The organism is Rugosibacter aromaticivorans (assembly GCF_000934545.1).
Classification (GTDB): domain Bacteria; phylum Pseudomonadota; class Gammaproteobacteria; order Burkholderiales; family Rhodocyclaceae; genus Rugosibacter; species Rugosibacter aromaticivorans.
Map to the genome: position 1 here is coordinate 2402278 of NZ_CP010554.1, position 17865 is coordinate 2420142.

At 56.2% G+C, this 17865-nt stretch carries 18 protein-coding genes; 3 read left to right on the forward strand and 15 right to left on the reverse strand.

What is annotated here, in order from left to right; all coding sequences use genetic code 11:
* Positions 1-2: 2 nt before the first annotated feature.
* The 3 genes from PG1C_RS11960 to PG1C_RS11970 are packed head-to-tail and all read left to right on the forward strand — an operon-like array spanning position 3 to position 2672.
* On the forward strand, positions 3-539 hold the full coding sequence (locus PG1C_RS11960; RefSeq protein WP_202634980.1) for an LPS-assembly lipoprotein LptE: 537 nt from the start codon (positions 3-5) through the stop codon (positions 537-539).
* A complete protein-coding gene (gene holA / locus PG1C_RS11965; protein ID WP_202634981.1) occupies positions 523-1419 on the forward strand; it encodes a DNA polymerase III subunit delta in 897 nt (298 codons plus the stop codon). The genes PG1C_RS11960 and holA overlap by 17 nt, the downstream gene beginning before the upstream one ends.
* Positions 1416-2672, forward strand: coding sequence for a glutamate-5-semialdehyde dehydrogenase (locus PG1C_RS11970; protein WP_202634982.1), 1257 nt, complete (start codon positions 1416-1418; stop codon positions 2670-2672). The genes holA and PG1C_RS11970 overlap by 4 nt, the downstream gene beginning before the upstream one ends.
* Positions 2673-2834: 162 nt before the next feature.
* Here the strand turns inward: PG1C_RS11970 and PG1C_RS11975 are convergent, their stop codons facing one another.
* From PG1C_RS11975 to PG1C_RS12040, 15 genes are all read right to left on the reverse strand, one after another.
* Entirely contained in the window at positions 2835-3101 is a 267-nt protein-coding gene (locus PG1C_RS11975) for a transposase (RefSeq protein ID WP_202634983.1), read from the reverse strand.
* 44 nt (positions 3102-3145) lie between these two features.
* On the reverse strand, positions 3146-3475 hold the full coding sequence (locus tag PG1C_RS11980) for a BrnA antitoxin family protein (protein ID WP_202634984.1): 330 nt from the start codon (positions 3473-3475) through the stop codon (positions 3146-3148).
* Entirely contained in the window at positions 3435-3713 is a 279-nt protein-coding gene (locus PG1C_RS11985) for a BrnT family toxin (RefSeq protein WP_202634985.1), read from the reverse strand. The genes PG1C_RS11980 and PG1C_RS11985 overlap by 41 nt, the downstream gene beginning before the upstream one ends.
* 180 nt (positions 3714-3893) lie before the next feature.
* Entirely contained in the window at positions 3894-5390 is a 1497-nt protein-coding gene (locus tag PG1C_RS11990) for a M48 family metalloprotease (protein ID WP_202634986.1), read from the reverse strand.
* A 67-nt stretch (positions 5391-5457) separates the two neighbouring features.
* A complete protein-coding gene (gene acnA / locus PG1C_RS11995) occupies positions 5458-8160 on the reverse strand; it encodes an aconitate hydratase AcnA (RefSeq protein ID WP_202634987.1) in 2703 nt (900 codons plus the stop codon).
* 29 nt (positions 8161-8189) lie between these two features.
* Positions 8190-9572, reverse strand: a complete 1383-nt coding sequence (fumC, locus tag PG1C_RS12000) for a class II fumarate hydratase (RefSeq protein WP_202634988.1) — start codon at positions 9570-9572, stop codon at positions 8190-8192.
* Positions 9573-9642: 70 nt separating this feature from the next.
* Complete coding sequence (locus PG1C_RS14770; protein ID WP_257719918.1) at positions 9643-9768, reverse strand: hypothetical protein; 126 nt, start codon at positions 9766-9768, stop codon at positions 9643-9645.
* A gap of 118 nt (positions 9769-9886) precedes the next feature.
* Positions 9887-10495: a DUF1415 domain-containing protein gene (locus tag PG1C_RS12005; RefSeq protein WP_202634989.1), complete on the reverse strand. Its 609-nt coding sequence runs from the start codon at positions 10493-10495 to the stop codon at positions 9887-9889.
* Positions 10496-10591: 96 nt separating this feature from the next.
* The gene (locus PG1C_RS12010; RefSeq protein WP_202634990.1) at positions 10592-12028 is read right to left on the reverse strand and encodes a PhoH family protein; all 1437 of its coding nucleotides are present in this window, start codon (positions 12026-12028) and stop codon (positions 10592-10594) included.
* A gap of 95 nt (positions 12029-12123) precedes the next feature.
* Entirely contained in the window at positions 12124-12597 is a 474-nt protein-coding gene (locus PG1C_RS12015; RefSeq protein ID WP_202634991.1) for a peroxiredoxin, read from the reverse strand.
* A 44-nt stretch (positions 12598-12641) separates the two neighbouring features.
* On the reverse strand, positions 12642-13565 hold the full coding sequence (locus PG1C_RS12020; RefSeq protein ID WP_202634992.1) for a polysaccharide deacetylase family protein: 924 nt from the start codon (positions 13563-13565) through the stop codon (positions 12642-12644).
* Positions 13566-13571: 6 nt separating this feature from the next.
* A complete protein-coding gene (locus tag PG1C_RS12025; RefSeq protein ID WP_202634993.1) occupies positions 13572-14615 on the reverse strand; it encodes a bifunctional UDP-4-keto-pentose/UDP-xylose synthase in 1044 nt (347 codons plus the stop codon).
* A complete protein-coding gene (locus tag PG1C_RS12030) occupies positions 14612-15544 on the reverse strand; it encodes a formyltransferase (protein WP_202634994.1) in 933 nt (310 codons plus the stop codon). The genes PG1C_RS12025 and PG1C_RS12030 overlap by 4 nt, the downstream gene beginning before the upstream one ends.
* Before the next feature lie 6 nt (positions 15545-15550).
* Positions 15551-16561, reverse strand: coding sequence for a glycosyltransferase (locus PG1C_RS12035; protein WP_202634995.1), 1011 nt, complete (start codon positions 16559-16561; stop codon positions 15551-15553).
* 16 nt (positions 16562-16577) lie between these two features.
* On the reverse strand, positions 16578-17705 hold the full coding sequence (locus PG1C_RS12040; protein WP_202634996.1) for a DegT/DnrJ/EryC1/StrS family aminotransferase: 1128 nt from the start codon (positions 17703-17705) through the stop codon (positions 16578-16580).
* Positions 17706-17865: the final 160 nt, after the last annotated feature.

Genomic DNA, 17865 nt, shown 5'->3' on the forward strand with positions numbered 1-17865 from the left:
CTGTGCGCGCTATCAAACTTGCCACCCAGCTGTTCGTCACCTTCGGCTTAGTCGGTCTGCTAGCTGCCTGCGGCTTTCAGTTGCGCGGTGATTACGCTTTGCCGTTTCAAACCATGAGCATTGCTTTGGCACCCAGCTCGGAACTCTACGCACAACTCAAACGCAGCATTGAAGCCTCGTCCCCCACGCGTATCGTTGATGACCCCAAAGATGCCGAAGCGAACTTGGTGGTGTTGGGCGATCGCAATGAAAAAGTCATTCTCACCCTGAATTCTGCCGGACGCGCACGCGAATATGATTTAGTGCGTACCTTTTCCTTCAAGGTGAGCGGCCCGAATAACACCGACTACATCTCCCCGAGCCAGATCACTCTGCGTCGCGACATGACTTTCAATGATGACCTGGTGCTCTCCAAAGAGTCAGAAGAAGTCCTGCTCTGGCGCGACATACAGAATGATCTTATACAGCAACTGTTGCGTCGGCTGGCCGCCGCCAAGCTCAAAGCAGTAAGCGAATCTGGCGATGCAACTACGCCCTGACCAACTTGGCGCCCACCTCGAACGGCCGTTAGCGCCACTGTATTTACTGCACGGTGACGAGCCGCTGCTGGTCATTGAAGCGGGCGATGCCATTCGCCTCGCGGCACGTCGCCAGGGCTTTACTCAGCGTGAAGTCATTGTCGCGGGCAGCAACTTTCGCTGGGACGATCTCTTTTTAGCGGCGAGTAACTTATCCCTGTTTGGCGAAACCAAGCTCATTGATCTACGCATTCCCTCGGGCAAACCGGGGCGCGAAGGCAGTGAAGCATTACAACGCTATATCAAAACATTGTGCCCTGAGACGGTGACTTTGATCACCCTTCCCGAACTCGACTGGCAAGCAAAAAAAGCTGCGTGGGTCACCGCACTCAGCCAAGCCGGTGTGGCCATTGAATGCAATGCCCCGTCCTTGGTCCGTCTGCCGCAGTGGCTGGCCGAGCGCCTGGCACGTCAGCAACAGGCCACGACACGCGCCGGACTGGAATTTATCGCCGCGCATGTTGAAGGCAATCTGCTCGCTGCGCATCAAGAAATTCAAAAGCTCGGCCTGCTCTACCCCGCCGGAGAAATTTCATTAGCGCAGATAGAAGCGGCGGTGTTGAATGTCGCCCGCTATGATGTCTCTGACCTGCGCGATGCACTCAAAGCCCGCGACACCGTGCGCGCCGTGCGCACACTGGAAGGCTTGCAGGCAGAAGGCGCAGCGCCGCCATTAGTATTGTGGGCACTGGCCAATGAAGCGCGTACTGCACAAATACGCCCCGCCCTCTTGCACGCAGCAAAGATTGATCGCATGATTAAGGGACTTGCCACAGGCGATCTATGGAATGAATTTTTACAGTTAGCCTTACGTTTGACCCGCCCAAGGGAAACCTCATGACACTCAAAGACACTCTGCTGCAAATCGGCCAAGCGGCACGTGACGCCTCGCACGCCGTCGCCCGCGCTTCCACCGGCGCTAAAAATACCGCCCTGCTCGCCACGGCCAGCGCGATTCGCGCCCAGCGCGATGAACTGCTTGCCGCGAATGCCGCCGACCTTGCCGCAGCGAAAGCAGACGGGCTGGATGCTGCGATGATGGATCGCTTGACACTCAGCGAACAAGGCATCGAGGCCATGGCCCAAGGGCTGGAACAAGTCGCCGCGCTGCCCGACCCAGTGGGTGAGATCACCGAGTTGAGGCGCCGCCCCTCTGGCATACAGGTGGGCAAAATGCGTGTGCCGCTGGGTGTTGTCGGTATTATTTATGAAGCACGGCCGAACGTCACGGCAGAAGCCGCCGCGCTGTGCCTTAAATCCGGCAATGCCGCCATTTTGCGCGGCGGCAAAGAAGCCATTCGCAGCAATCAGGCCATTGCCGTTTGCGTGAAAAAAGGGCTGGCCGCCGCCGGCCTGCCAGAAACCGCCATCCAGGTGATCGAAACCACTGATCGTGCTGCCGTCGGCTATCTGATCACCATGCCGGAATTTGTCGATGTCATCGTGCCGCGCGGCGGCAAGGGCCTGATCGAGCGCATCTCGCAAGAAGCGCGCGTACCGGTGATCAAGCATCTCGACGGCAATTGCCATGTGTATGTTGATAGCGCCGCCGACCCGGAAAAAGCACTCGCTATTGTTGAAAATTCCAAAACGCAGCGGCTGGGCACATGCAATACCGCCGAGTCCCTCCTCATCGCCCGCCCGATGGCGGCAAGCTTGTTGCCGAAAATCGCGGCGATGCTCACTGCACGCGGGATTGAGATTCGTGGCTGCGACGAGACGCGGGCACTGGTGAGAGAAGCCAAACCTGCGAACGAAGAAGATTACGCCACCGAATATCTCGCGGCGATCATCTCCTGCAAAGTAGTGGCCGATGTCGAGGAGGCAATCGCTCACATCAACAAATACTCATCAGCCCACACCGAAGCCATCGTCACTGAAAACTACACCACGGCACTGCGTTTTTTGCGCGAAGTGGATTCCGCTTCAGTCATGGTGAACGCCTCAACACGCTTTGCCGATGGCTTTGAATATGGCCTGGGTGCCGAGATCGGTATTTCCACCGACAAGTTCCACGCCCGCGGGCCCGTGGGCCTGGAAGGGCTCACCTCGCAGAAGTGGATCGTGCTGGGCAACGGCGAAGTGCGCGGGTAAATCCATCACGGCGGTACCTTCGCGGTACCTTCGCGGCGTCAATGCGCCGCCTTTGTCGTCTGACCGCCGTCTCGCCAGCGCCGAGTTTTGCGCGACGCATCGCCAGTGCGCACTGAAGAAAGTACCTTTGAGGTGCGGTGGGATTATCGTTAGTCTTGCGAATTAATTCGAACCTGACCCTTTGATTTTGCAACGCGTGATGAGACGGGGAACGGCCTCGGCCTGTTGGGGGGTGATCAGCAGGTGCACATGGTTGGTCATCAACGCATAAGCATGTAGCGCGCAGTGTTCTTTTCTCAGGGCTTCGCCCAGCCAATACAGATAGGCTTGATAGTCTTCTTCGCCCAAGAAGCAGGGTTCGCAGTTATGCCCGCGCCACAGGATGTGCAGCGGGATACCATCAAGATGGATGCGGGGGCGGCGAGGCATGGAGTTCTCTCTGGGCTTTGAATCCGCTCATCGCAAAAGTGGATTCAGTTAGCGGCCTTGTCCAATTCCTCTCGCACGATACGGCGCAGATCGGCTTCGATGTGCTCGCCTTCGACTGCCCGACGCAAGGTGTCGTTGATCAATGTCTGATATCCGCGTTCCCCCGCAAGGGATTTGAAGTGCGCCACGATCGGCGTATCGAGCATGATATTGATGCGTTTCTTTTCAACGCGGGCACGCACCGCCGCCTGCCAGCCTGTACGCCCGATATCCTTGCCGGCGACGCGGAATTTAGCCCGGTCAAAGTCTTTCTGACCGAGCTTCGGGGCGTCGTCAGAAATAACCGGCGTTTTGGTAGTAGAGGTCCGTTTCATCGCTATCTGCCTTTCGCATCGAAATAATCCGAATCTGGTCGTCTGATTCGACATGAACCACCACGACCACCATCACCTTCAGCAATCCAACGCCGATCATGCGCTGTTCGCCGTAGTGCTTGCGGTTATCCTCGATCAACACCATGGGGCCGGAAAATACTTGCTCCACGTCGGCAAAGTCCAGACCGTGTTTCTTCAGGTTGGCTTTGCGCTTGGATTCGCTCCAGGTAAATCGCATGGCGAAATTATACACACCAAAATATGTATGAAAAGAGGCCGATATTATTGCGCCTTCGAAAGCAGAATGATGCCCAGAACTGCTCACCACAAGTTGTGACTATGGCCCGCTGGACGAGGTGGAGGGGACACTATCAAGATGCATGCGAAAGCAGCGCATGAAACAACGTAGAAAAACCAATCATTCCACGACTTTTACCTGCGCCCCCGGTGTGATCACACCATCAGGATAAACGCCATTCATCAGGCGCAGTTGCGCTTCCGAATGCGGCAATGTAGTGGGGGATCGCTTGGCCAACTGAGCAAGGCCCCCTTGCGGCAATGCGGCTAGACACAGCCTCCAGGGGCGGGCCAGGGAGCGATCCTTGTCGTTGATCGCACGAAAGGTTTTTTCCGCCGCGAGCAGCGTTTCACGTTCGCGTTGCAAGACGTCTGCGCTCTTGGCGGCATGCAAGAAAAGATAGGGGTGTTTATCTGGCCCGGTGACTAACGTGGCATCGACTTGTTGCGATCCTTCTTGCGCCCCGTCTTTTACGCGAGCGGTGCCAACAAAGCTGGTCGCCGCAAAGCCATTGATGGTTGTCTGCGTCGTGCGCCCATTGATCGGGTTAAAAATCGTGCGCAGGATATCCGCGTGCGTCGCCCCCGCATCCGCTGGCACGGTGCGCATGATCAGTGCCGCATCGCCTGCGCCGTTAGTCATGATGAGCGCTTCCGACGTATTTTTTATCCGCCAGCCGGCAGGTGCGGTGAGCGCAAAACCCAGCGGTTCGTGGAAAAACTGCTGGCCCCGGGTGACGCCTTCTTCGCGGCTTTCACCAAAGGGGATGCTATCGATCGCTTTGAGATAACGCTCGCGTCCGTTTTCCGCGTGTGGGTCTTGATGCAGCAAGGCCGTTTGGCGGATGTCGTCCAGACGCTGGTCGTTGCTGGGGTGCGAAGCTAACCAGTCTGCTTGCGGTGGCACCGGGCGCCCTTCTTTGCGCGCCATGTCAGCGGCAAACTGCGCTTGATTTTTCAGCATGCGAATGACATCAATCATGCGGGCGGAATCGTAATGATTGCGGGCAAGGTATTCGGCGCCCAGCTGGTCGGCTTGTGACTCCTGCTCGCGGCTGTAGGAGGCGATATAGCCTGCGGCAGTGATTTGCGACACCTGATTGGTCAGATCGCCTGCTCCACCATAGCCTTTACTCTCCAGCACGGCACCGAGCACATTGGCCAGCAGCACGCCCACACCGGCAGCCTGCTGGCGCGTGGCGCGCTGCGAAGCATGGCGTGCGGCAACGTGGCCGATCTCATGCCCCAGCACGCCAGCGAGCTCGGCCTCATCATTGAGATAGGCAAGAATGCCGCGCGTGATATAGACATACCCACCGGGCAAGGCAAACGCATTGACCTCGGGACTGTCGAGTACCGTAAAGTGCCATTCGAGGTTGCCTCGGTGCGAGGCTTTGGCAAGCCGTTGCCCCACGCTATTGACGTAGGCTTGAAGCGGCGGGTTATCCAGCGCACGATATTCTTTCAACACTTCCTGATGTGCTTTTTGTCCCTCCTGCAGCTCGCTGCGCTCATCCATCACCGTGTGTTCATATTGCCCCGTCACCGGATTGCGTACATTGGCGCAGGCGGCAAGAAAAACCAAGGTAACGACAGAAAGACCGGTGCGGAATTTCATTTTGAATATCCAGAATGACTATTTACGGGCGGTTTCATTTCGCACAACGTCACACACTCATACAACGTCATGCAGACAAAAGCTGACGCAGCACAAACGGCAAGATGCCGCCATGCCGGTAGTAATCAACTTCAATCGGTGTATCGATCCGCAAGCGGAGTGCGATGCGCCGCGTTGTGCCATTAGATTCATGAACCACCAGGGTCACCTCTTGCTGCGGCTGTATGTCGCCGTCTAATCCTTCGAGATCAAAAATCTCGCTGCCAATAATCCCCAACGCTCCGGCCGAGTCCGTACCAAGAAATTGCAATGGCAAGACGCCCATACCAATAAGATTGGCGCGATGAATGCGCTCAAAGCTGCGGGCGATAACGGCTTTAACACCGAGCAGTTGCGTGCCCTTCGCTGCCCAGTCGCGGGATGAGCCAGTGCCATACTCTTCGCCGGCAAAAATAACCGTGGGCACGCCGTCCGCCATGTAGCGCATGGCGGCATCGAAAATGAACACTTGCTCACCCGAGGGTTGATGCAGCGTCAAGCCGCCTTCCTCGCGCGCGCCATCGGCTTTGAGCGGCAGCATCAGATTTTTGATGCGCACATTGGCAAAGGTGCCGCGCACCATCACGTCGTGGTTGCCGCGCCGCGAGCCATACGAATTAAAGTCGGCGCTGGCAACACGGTGATCCAGCAACCATTGCCCGGCAGGGGACGTCGCGCTGATCGAACCGGCAGGTGAGATGTGGTCGGTCGTCACCGAATCGCCAAAAATAGCCAGCGCGCGCGCATTGCGCAGCACAGCCGGCGCAACGGGCGACATGCCGAAGTCGCTAAAGAAAGGCGGCTTGGCGATATAGGTCGACGTGGGCCACGCATACACCTGCCCCCTGCTGGAATTAATCGCATTCCATAACACATGATCTTTCGTGAGGTCGGCATATAGCCGACGAAAAGTGGCCGGATTCATCGCGGTCTGCATGCAGGCCTCAATCTCGCGGCTTGATGGCCAGAGATCACGCAACCAGACAGCATCCCCATTTTTTCCATAACCGATGGGCTCGGTCAACGGATCTTTCTGCAGCGTGCCCAGCAGCGCATACAGCACAACCAGCGGTGGCGAGGCAAGAAAGTTGGCGCGGATGTTGGGATGAATACGCGCTTCAAAGTTGCGATTGCCCGACAGCACCGCCGCACCAATCAAATCGTTCTTTACCACCGCATCTTCTATTGGTGCCGCCAGTGGCCCGGAATTACCAATGCAGGTGGTGCAGCCATAGCCTGCTACGTTAAAGCCCAGCTGTTCGAGATACGGCAACAAGCCGGACTGCGTCAGATATTCAGTGACCACGCGCGAGCCGGGGGCAAGCGATGTCTTGACGTGCGGGCCGACACTTAAGCCACTTTCCACCGCTTTTTTGGCCAGCAGACCAGCCGCGATCATCACGCTGGGGTTGGAGGTGTTGGTACAGGAAGTGATGGCGGCAATCAACACGTCGCCATTGCCCACGTCCAAACCATCCTGGCTTTTAAAGCGCTTCGCCAGATCGGCGGGGTTGCGGGCAAACCCATTGTCGGCCGCAGGTTTGGCGAAGGTCTCGGCAAACGCCGTTTTGGCCTGGCTTAGCGGAATTCGATCCTGCGGCCGCTTGGGGCCTGCCAGCGCAGGCACAACGCCGGCAAGATCCAGGCTCAGCGTGCTTGAATAATCGATGTCGCCGCGTTTGGGGATGCCGAATAATCCCTGTGCCTTGAAATAGTTTTCGAAACGGGTCACTTCGGCATCGCTCCGCCCGGTGCCTTTCAAATAAGCGACAGTCAAATCGTCGACAGGAAAGAAGCCCATGGTGGCGCCATATTCAGGCGCCATATTAGCGAGCGTTGCGCGATCAGTCAGCGACAAATGCGTTGCGCCTTCACCAAAAAATTCGATGAATTTGCCAACGACTTTTTCCTTGCGCAGCATTTCGGTAATGGTCAGCACCAGATCGGTCGCAGTAACGCCTTCCGGCAATTTGCCTTGCAGCTCGACGCCAACCACATCCGGCGTCAGAAAATATACCGGCTGGCCGAGCATGCCCGCTTCAGCCTCGATGCCACCGACACCCCATGCCACCACACCGGCACCGTTGATCATGGTGGTGTGGCTATCCGTGCCGACCAGCGTATCCGGAAAGCACACGCCATCACGCTGCTGCACGCCACGGAACAAGTATTCAAGATTCACCTGATGCACAATGCCTATGCCCGGCGGCACAACCTTGAACGTATCGAAGGCCTGCATGCCCCACTTCATGAATTGATAGCGTTCGTGATTACGCTCAAATTCAAATTGCATATTGAGACGTAAAGCATCCTTACTGCCATAGTGATCGACCTGCACCGAATGATCCACCACCAGATCAACCGGTACCAGCGGTTCGATGCGTTTGGGATCATGGCCGAGCTGTTGCGCCACCTCGCGCATCGCGGCCAGATCGCAGAGCAGCGGCACACCGGTGAAATCCTGCAACAGGATGCGTGCAACAACAAACGGAATTTCATCCACGCGCGGCGCATTCGGCTGCCAGGCCGCCAGTTGCCGCACATGGGCTTCGGTGACTTTCTTGCCATCGCAATTGCGCAATACGGATTCGAGCACAATACGGATCGAGACAGGTAAACGGCTGACGCGTCCAAGGCCCGCGGCTTCAAGCGCTGATAAATTGTAGAAGCCGGATTGTTCAGCGGCAGCGCTGTTGAATTGTTGATAGCTATTGAAGAGATTATGATGCATCGGATTTCCTTATCTATTGAAGGGATGAGTCAGACCATGTTTTCTGGAATGACCCACGCGTCGAACTCATCAGCTTGCACATACCCCGAGGCCAGCGCGGCATCTCGTAGCGACAAACCCTCGGCATGGGCTTTTTTGGCAATTGCGGCAGCTTTGTCGTAACCAATGTGCGGGGTTAATGCCGTAGCCAGCATCAAGCTGCGGCGCAATGATTCGCGAATGTGTTCCCCATTCGCTTCGACATGCCGCACTGCATGACGTTCAAAACTTTGCATGGCGTCTGCCAGTAATCGGGCACTGTGCAAAAAGTTGTAGGCAATTAATGGTTTGAATACATTTAACTCGAAGTTTCCCAAAGCACCGCCGATATTCAGTGCCACGTCATTGCCCAGCACCTGCGCGGCAACCATGGTAAGTGCCTCGCATTGCGTCGGGTTCACTTTGCCCGGCATGATGGAACTGCCCGGCTCATTTTCGGGCAATTGCAATTCCCCCAGACCCGCGCGCGGCCCACTCGCAAGCCAGCGAATGTCATTGGCAATTTTCATCAGCGCCGTAGCCAGGGTTTTCAGTGCGCCATGCGTGAACACCAACGGCTCGTGACCGGCAAGGGCAGCAAACCGATTACTTGCACACGTCCATGAAAGCCCCGTACAGGCGGTCAATTCCGCCACTGCACGGACGGCAAATTGCGGGTGGGCATTGAGCCCGGTGCCCACGGCCGTACCCCCCAGCGCTAACGCAAAAAGCTCTTTCTTCGCAGCATCAATCGCCCGCTCGACAATCTCGAGTTGGGCCGCATAGCCAGAGAATTCCTGCCCCAGCGTGAGCGGTGTCGCGTCCTGCAAGTGGGTGCGGCCCAATTTGACGATATACGCAAAGGCCTGCGATTTTTCATGCAATGTTTGCCGCAGTTGGCGCAGCGCGGGCAGTAGCAATTTTTCCAGCTGCGTCACCGCCGCCACGTGCATCGCTGTCGGAAAAACGTCATTGGATGATTGGCACCGATTGACATGATCATTCGGATGCACACTGCGCTGCATGCCACGCACACCACCCAATAGCTCTGAGGCGCGATTCGCCAGGACTTCATTCACGTTCATGTTGGTTTGCGTGCCCGAGCCGGTCTGCCAAACAGACAAGGGAAACTCATCCGGCCATTGGCCATTGAGAATCTCATCTGCTGCGCTGACAATCGCCTGCGCTATGCGTGGCTCGACCTCGCCGAGGTGTGCATTGGCGAGCGCTGCCGAGCGCTTAACCAACACCAGCGCATCAATGAGTTCACCCGGCATGGTGTCTTTGCCAATGGCAAAGTAAGCCAGCGAACGCTGGGTTTGCGCACCCCACAGCCGTTCGCGCGGTACATCCATAGCGCCTAAGGTATCGGTTTCCGTTCGGTAGCGGCTCATGTCTTTTTTAGCCACATGTCTATGGCATGGTCAGTAGATGCACCCGCCATAAGGTGGCTCATGCAGCAGACTACTTTTTGGGCAGGGCTGCCCCTCCTTGCCCGCCCCCGAACGGCACAGTTGGAGCGACCGGTTTGGTTTTATCTTTTTTGGGTTTTTTCTGCTCACGATTACTGCGCATTTGTCCTTTGGCCATGAAAGTTCTCCTGAAAAGTTAGGGTGAATAGGCAGCACACGCTGCGCGCATTCGCTGCGAGCAAACTCTGCAAAAACTACGTGCTGCGGGGTTGCTGCAACATTGTCAAATACTACGCCTAATCGACGTCCAGCGGATTGCTATTGACGCCTTGCGGCGCATTCGGTGCGTCCAACCCCAGCGCTAGCCAACCCGCCAGCCCCAAAGCACGGAGAGTCGCCATGTTCTGCTCGTAAATGACGGCAGGGTTGGGGAAAGCCTGTATCGCGCGTGCCAGGCTTTCTTCTCGCAAGAGATGAAAAATAGGATACGGCGAGCGGTTGGTAAAGTTTCTGATGTCATCTGCCTCAGCGTCAGCAAATCGATACTGCGGGTGAAAGCTGGCGACTTGAATCACGCCCGTGAGCCCTTGCACTTTCAGGGCAATCTCAACCAGATCGAGAAAGTCGGCGAAGTCTGTAAATTTCGCCAGCGCGTAGGGAAGAATCAGCAGGGTGGTGTCCACATTTTCCGGCTTGGCCGCAACCAAGGTGCGCAATTCACGCTCAAGATCGTCAAGCAAGGCATCGCTGGTTTGCGCACTACTGACGGCATAGCGCACCAGGCGCTTGACATGCACCGTTTTTGCAAACGGGCAAAGATTCAGGCCAATGACCGCGCGCTCTAGCCAGCGCTTTGTAGCCGCGATAGCTTCGTCATGAGTGGGCTTAGCAGAGGAGGGCCGCATAGAAAAAGGAACACCAATAAACCACCAGCAAACAAACGGCAAATCCTGAAGAGAAGGCTTCCAAACAGAAACCTTGGCGTGAGCGTGGGGTGTAGCTTACAACACTTCGGCCGCATGATCCGCCAATCGTGAACGTTCGCCTCGCTGCAAGGTAACATGGCCTGAATAGGCCCACCCTTTGAAACGATCGACCACATAGGTTAGCCCCGAGCTTCCTTCGGTGAGATACGGCGTATCAATCTGGGCGATATTGCCCAGGCACACCACTTTGGTGCCTGGGCCTGCACGCGTGATCAGCGTTTTCATCTGTTTCGGCGTCAGATTTTGCGCTTCGTCGATGATGAGAAATTTGTTAAGAAACGTGCGGCCCCGCATGAAGTTAAGTGACTTAACTTTGATGCGGCTACGAATCAAATCCATGGTGGCAGCCCGACCCCACTCGCCGCCATAGGCGCCACCGGACGCGCCTGCAGGATCGGGCTTGTTTAGCACGTCAAGGTTATCCTCCAGAGCCCCCATCCAGGGCGTCATTTTTTCCTCTTCTGTTCCTGGCAAAAATCCGATATCTTCACCCACGGGAACGGTCACGCGGGTGATGATGATTTCAGAAAATCGCTTGGTCTCCAAGGTCTGCGTTAAGGCAGCAGCCAGGGTCAACAATGTCTTTCCAGTCCCTGCCTGACCAAGCAATGTGACAAAATCGATATCCGGATGCATCAGCAAATTCAAGGCGAAATTTTGCTCGCGATTTCTGGCTACGATGCCCCAGATGGCATTTTTTGCATGGCTGTAATCGGTCAGCGTTTCCAGTTCCGCCGTCTTGCCAGCGCCGACTTTTACCCACGCTTGAAAAGGCTGTGGCTCGTCCTGCCAAACAAATTCATTCACTAGCAAATCAGGACACAGCGGGCCCTGGATGCGGTAATAGGTGCGGCTATCTTTTTTCCATGACTCCAGGCCCTTGCCGTGCGTTTCCCAAAAGTCGGATGGCAGTTCGAGCGTACCTGTGTAGAGTAAATCAGTGTCTTCCAGCACCTTGTCGTTAAAATAATCTTGCGCTTCAAGACCCAGGGCACGCGCTTTGATGCGCATGTTGATGTCTTTGGAAACCAGAATGACCGGCCGCTGGGGAAATACCTGGCCGAGATGCATCACTACGCCGATGATCTGATTGTCTGCCTTGGCAGTAGGTAGCGCGCTGGGCAGGGTGCTATCGATCGCTTCCGTCTGCAAAAAAAGATGTCCCGTGGCCAACCCGCGCGATGCCTCGCCTAGATGAATGCCCGCGGCCATGTTGTGCTCGGCGCCACTCACAACATCGTCCAGCATGCGGCTGGCCTGACGCGCATTACGCGCAACTTCTGTCATGCCTTTTTTGTTGGCATCCAGCTCTTCTAGCACCATCATGGGCACGAAGATGTCATGCTCTTCAAAACGGTAGAGCGACAGCGGGTCGTGCATCAACACATTGGTGTCAAGCACAAAAAGTTTGGTGGTGGCTTTCTTTGCTGCTGTTGCACGTTTTGCGTTCATGGCTATCTCAAAGTTGACAAGATGGGCTCACGATAGCAATCCTGGCTATTAGGCAAGGCGCCGATGAAAGTGCAGATTGCGCCCCTTATCAAGGATTAAATTTTCATCACCGCGTCAAGAACAGCCGCGGCATTGCCATCGGCTTTGGTGGCGCGCCATTCATGCCGCAGCACACCATGCGCATCAATCAGAAAAGTGCTACGTTCAATGCCCAGTACTTTTTTGCCGTACAGCATTTTGTTTTTAACAACATCAAACATGCGGCATAGCGAGCCTTCAATGTCAGAAATTAATTCGAACGGCAGACCAAATTTAGCTTTAAAGCTTTCATGTGATTTGAGCGAATCACGTGACACACCAAAAACAACACAACCTGCCTTGACAAATTCGGCATGCAAATCGCGAAACTGTTGCGCCTGTGTCGTACAACCCGGTGTGTTGTCCTTGGGATAAAAGTACAGCACGACGGGGTGTCCAAGATGGGCGGAAAGGATGAAATCACCCCCTGTTGCAGGGGCTGTAAACTCAGGAACGACCAAACCGACAACCGAGGGCTGGGTCGGTGCCATAGACGCAGATGCAGACGTAGAGGTGAACGTAGATGTAACGTGGTTCATGCAGCTTCCTTCCATGGTAATAAAAATTCCTCGCCCTGCAACATCAAGGTGCCAGAACGACCGGGCACTGCACCGCGAATCATTTCATGGCGAGGCAGCTTTGCCAAGTCAAGTGCATCCCGCATCTGGCCGAGCGAAATCAATTGATAACCTTGCTCGCGCCAACCAGTGAGCAAGCGTGCCAACGTGTCACCAAGCTTTAGACCTTCGAGTTCGGCGTGGAGCGTGAACACGTGAGCTTTGGGCTGAGTCGCGGTTAAGCGCAACAACCGGTGATGCACGTTGTCACTCGTCAAATCCTCCGTGCCAATCAGCTCATCCAATGTGGGCAGTGTTGTCGGCAATTGCGGACATAAAACAACTTCTCCATTCCATACCGGCATGAAGGGGTGACTACCGCGACAGTCCGAAGCCCAGCGGTAGCCGAACCGCTGCGTCATGCGCAGCGCATGTGAGTTCATCTGCCAACCCGCCGCGCCCATGCCTTGTGCCTCGACCCCAAACGTTTCATGGTAGCGCGCATGGGCACTGCGCATCTCACGCTCAGTCCACGCCACATTGGCTTTAGCCGCACCATCTTGCCATTTAACGTGATCCCAGCAATGGATCGCCGTCTCAAAGCCAGCGTCGCGCGCAGCACGCATCACGTCTGCGCCACGGCGGCCAATATCCGGGCCAGGTAGCAGCGTGCCATACATCAGCGTCTTGATGCCGTAGTGCGCGACCACCGAGGTACGCTGCACTTTTTTCATGAAGCCGGGGCGCAGCGCGCGGCGGATAGCACGGCCCGTGTGATCGGGTCCCATCGAAAACAGGAAACTGGCGTTGGCCTCGTGTTGTTGCAAAATCTCAATCAACCGCGGCACCCCATGCAGAGTTCCGCGCAAGGTATCCACATCAATTTTTAGCGCCAACTTCATCGCCACTTAATCCATCAATTGACGTGCGGCAGCAACATCGTGGCGATAAGCCTCGAAAATGCTGCGCAAGGCATCGGCAAACGCAACCTTAGGCTCCCAGTCAAGATCGGCCATGGTGTTGCTGATCTTGGGCACACGATGCTGGGTGTCTTGGTAGCCTGCCCCATAGTATTCACCCGAGGTCGTTTCCAGCACCGTCACTTTGGCGGCAGTCTCTGCGTACTCGGGAAACTGTTTGGCCAGATCGAGCATCATGGTCGCCAGATCGCGCACTGAATAATTATTCTTCGGGTTGCCAATGTTATAAATTTTTCCATTCGCAACGCCACTCTTGTTGGCGATGATTTTCATCAAAGCGTCTATGCCGTCTGTCACATAGGTGAAAGAACGTTTTTGCGCACCGCCATCAACCAACTGAATTGGTTCACCGCGCACGATGTGACCAAGAAACTGCGTGATAACGCGCGAGCTGCCTTCTTTCGGCGTATGGATTGAATCCAGTCCCGGCCCGATCCAGTTAAAGGGGCGGAACAGCGTGTAATCCAGCCCTTCTTGCTGGCCGTAGGCATGGATCACACGGTCCATCATCTGTTTGGCGCATGAGTAGATCCAGCGTGGCTTGTTGATCGGGCCCAGCACCAGGTTGGAATTTTCCGGATCAAATTCCGCGTCCTGGCTCATGCCGTAAACTTCGGACGTGGAGGGAAAAATCACCCGTTTTTTGTACTTCACTGCATGGCGGATAATCGGCAAGTTGGCTTCAAAATCCAGCTCAAAAACCCGTAGCGGTTCTTTGACATAAGTCGCTGGTGTAGCAATAGCGACCAGGGGCAGGATGACATCGCACTTTCTGACGTGATATTCGATCCATTCCCGATTGATGGTGATGTCGCCTTCAAAAAAGTGAAAGCGCGGGTGGGTCATCAACTCAGTGACACGCGCTGAGTTCATGTCCATGCCGTACACCTCCCAGTCGGTGGTGTCCATGATGCGCTGGGAAAGGTGATGGCCAATGAAACCATTGACACCAAGAATGAGGATTTTTTTCATAGCAAAGAAACCGTGGGTGTACCGAAAATCGCGTGGAGCGGATTGTCGGTCGCAGCTGAAAGAGAAGAACCCGCGAATTCTACCGCGAGCAGGCATAAAACCTGTCCATCGCCGCATTCGGCGTACCAGCGGCTGTTCTGCGCAAACAGCGTGGGCTGACCATGCGTGCCACGCTGGCCCTGTGGATGCAGCGAGCGCAACACACGCAAGCGGCCTTGCGATGTATCAAAAAATGCGCCAGGATACGGGGGTGCGACAGCGCGTATCAGGTTATGTACAGCCGCTGCCGGTTGGCGCCAGTCGATACGTCCGTCATCCATGCAACGGCTACCGAAGTAGCTGCCCGCCGCAAGATTTTGCGGCTGCGGTGTGACGCGCCCGGCGATCAAATCGGGCAATACGCGGTCAAGCGCCAGCTCGGCAGCGAGCGTCACCTTGGCAAACACCTCGCTCGCCGTGTCATCCGGCAGAATCGGCACCGCCTGTTGCGCCACAATGCCACCGGCATCCGGTTTTTCCAGCATCTGATGCAGCGTGGCACCGGTTTCACGTTCGCCGTGAATGATGGCCCAGTTCACCGGCACGCGGCCACGATATTTGGGCAGCAGCGAGCCATGCATGTTGTAAGCGCCCTGCCGGGGCAACGCCAGCAACGGGGCTTTGAGCATCTGCCGGTAGTAAAACGAAAACAGAAAATCGGGCCGGAGCGCCGCGAGTTCCGCAACCAGCGCGGGATCATTCGGATCAATCGGCGTGATCACCGGAATGTCATAACGCGCAGCGAACTCGGCGACGCTATCGAACCAGATTTGCTCACCAGGATTGTCGCGATGGGTAATGACCTGCGCCACCTCGACACCATGCGCGAGCAACACAGCGAGGCAACGCACGCCAACATTGTGATAAGCAAAAACGACAGCACGCGCCATCTTTTCCTATTCCTTCTTTTGGCGCTGGTCGGCGGCTACCGCCACCTTAACGTTCGCTTCGCTCACGTTAGCCTGCACCGAAACGTCGTTTTCCAGCACTGCCTCAATCAGATAGCGTGGCCGCAGACGGACTTGCTGGTAGATGCGACCAATATATTCGCCCAAGAGACCAATGCCGAATAGCGCCAGACCAATGAGGAAGAACATCAGCGCGAACAGTGTGAATAAGCCTTCGGCCTCCGGCCCAAAAATCAGGCGGCGCACGATCAGCAACACAAACAGCGTGCCCGAGCCCAGCGCAACCAGCATCCCCAGCATGGAAAACCATTGCAGCGGCACCAGCGAAAAGCCGGTCATCAAATCAAAGTTAAGGCGAATCAGACTATAGAGCGAATACTTTGAATCACCCGCAACGCGCTCTTCGTGTTCGACCACCACCTCGGCCGGGTTGCGGGCAAAGGTATAGGCCAGCGCCGGGATGAAGGTGGCAACCTCTTTACAACTGTTGATAGCATCGACCACGCCGCGTGAATACGCGCGCAGCATATTACCTTGATCAGTGATGCGGATGCGGGTGATTTTTTCACGCAGCTGATTCATCGCTTTCGAGGCCCAGGTGCGGAACAGGCTGTCCTGACGTTTTTTGCGAATGCTGCCCACATAATCGTGGCCTTCCTTCATCTTGGCGATCAGCTTGCCGATTTCCTCGGGCGGGTTTTGCAGATCGGCATCCAGTGTGACAATGATCTCGCCCCGGCAGTACTCAAAGCCCGCCATGATGGCCATGTGCTGGCCGGCATTGGCAGCCAGCAAAAGGGCGCGGGTAACATCGGGCCGCCGCGCGAACTGCTCACGCAGCAAGGCAGCAGAACGGTCGCGGCTGCCGTCATTCACGTAGATGATTTCGTAAGTTTCGCCCAACGCATCCAGCGCGGGATAGATGCGAGCGAACAACGCAGGCAATCCGGCTTCCTCGTTATAGATCGGAATGACAACAGAGAGGGTGGGCATAGTCATGTGTTTTGGGCAAAGTTCAAGCAAGCGCTTGGGTAAGTGTTTGGGTCAATGCAGCGCAGACGCGATCTACATCAGCATCCTGCATGGCAGGAAACAGCGGCAGCGTGACGATTGCAGCGCCGATGCGCTCGGCCTGCGGAAAGTCACCGGGCTTAAAACCCATGGCGCGGTAGAGTGAGAACAGATGCAACGCCGGGTAATGCACGCCGATGCCGATGCCCTTTTCTTTCATTGTGGCAATGAATGCACCACGATCAGTGCCGTCAGGCAGCAGTACCTGAAACATGTGCCAGTTGCTGTTGGCAAAATCGGCCAGCGGAAGTTGCAGACCCAACGTATGGTCTAGACCTGCAAAATAACGTTGCACCAACTCCCGACGACGGGCGGTGAATTCATCGAGCCGTTTTAACTGGCCCAGGCCGATGGCAGCGGCGATGTCGGTCAGGTTGAATTTTCCGCCAAGCACATCCACGTCCATGCCGCCATCAGCGAAGCGCTGAAAGCCTTGCAAACGCAGGCGCTCGCATAGCGCGAGGTCCATATCGACAGGCAGCACCAGCGCACCGCCTTCACCGGTAGTGAGATTTTTGTTGGCATGGAAGCTGAAAGCCACAAAATCGCGCCTGTCGCCAAACGAGGTGCCGATCGGCTGACCATTCCATGTTGCGCCGAAGGATTGCGCCGCATCTTCGATAACACGCAGCGGGTGTTTTCCGGCAATCGCGTACAGCCGGTCACGATCAACGGGCAGGCCGGCGAGGTCAACCGGAATGATGGCCTTGGTCTGCGGCGTGATGCGCGCGGCAAGTTGATCAAGATCGATGTTACGCGTTGCCGGATCGACATCGACAAAAACCGGCGTGGCGCCCACTTCGAGGATGACATTCGCGGTAGCAACCCAGGTCAGCGGTGTGGTAATCACCGTATCACCAGCGCCGACTTTTGCCAGGCGCAACGCCACTTCGAGCGCGGCCGTGCCGGAACTGAAGGCACGCACCGGACGGCCCCCGCAATACGCGGAGAGCGCGGCCTCGAATGCCTGCACTTTCGGCCCGCTGGTAATCCAGCCGGAGCGCAAAACGCCCGCCACATCGGCGATCGTTTCTTCGTCGATCGTTGGGCGAGTAAAGGGCAGAAAACTCATGGACATTTCCCCCACCCCCCTTTCCGCGAAAGGGGGTGCGCTTGCGCACCCTTTTGGGAAATGTAACTGCCCACCCCCCTTCCCCCGCCCCAAGGGCGGGGGTGACCAGTCACCTCCCCCGCTTGGCGGGGGAGGCTGGGAGGGAGCGCCGAACAATATT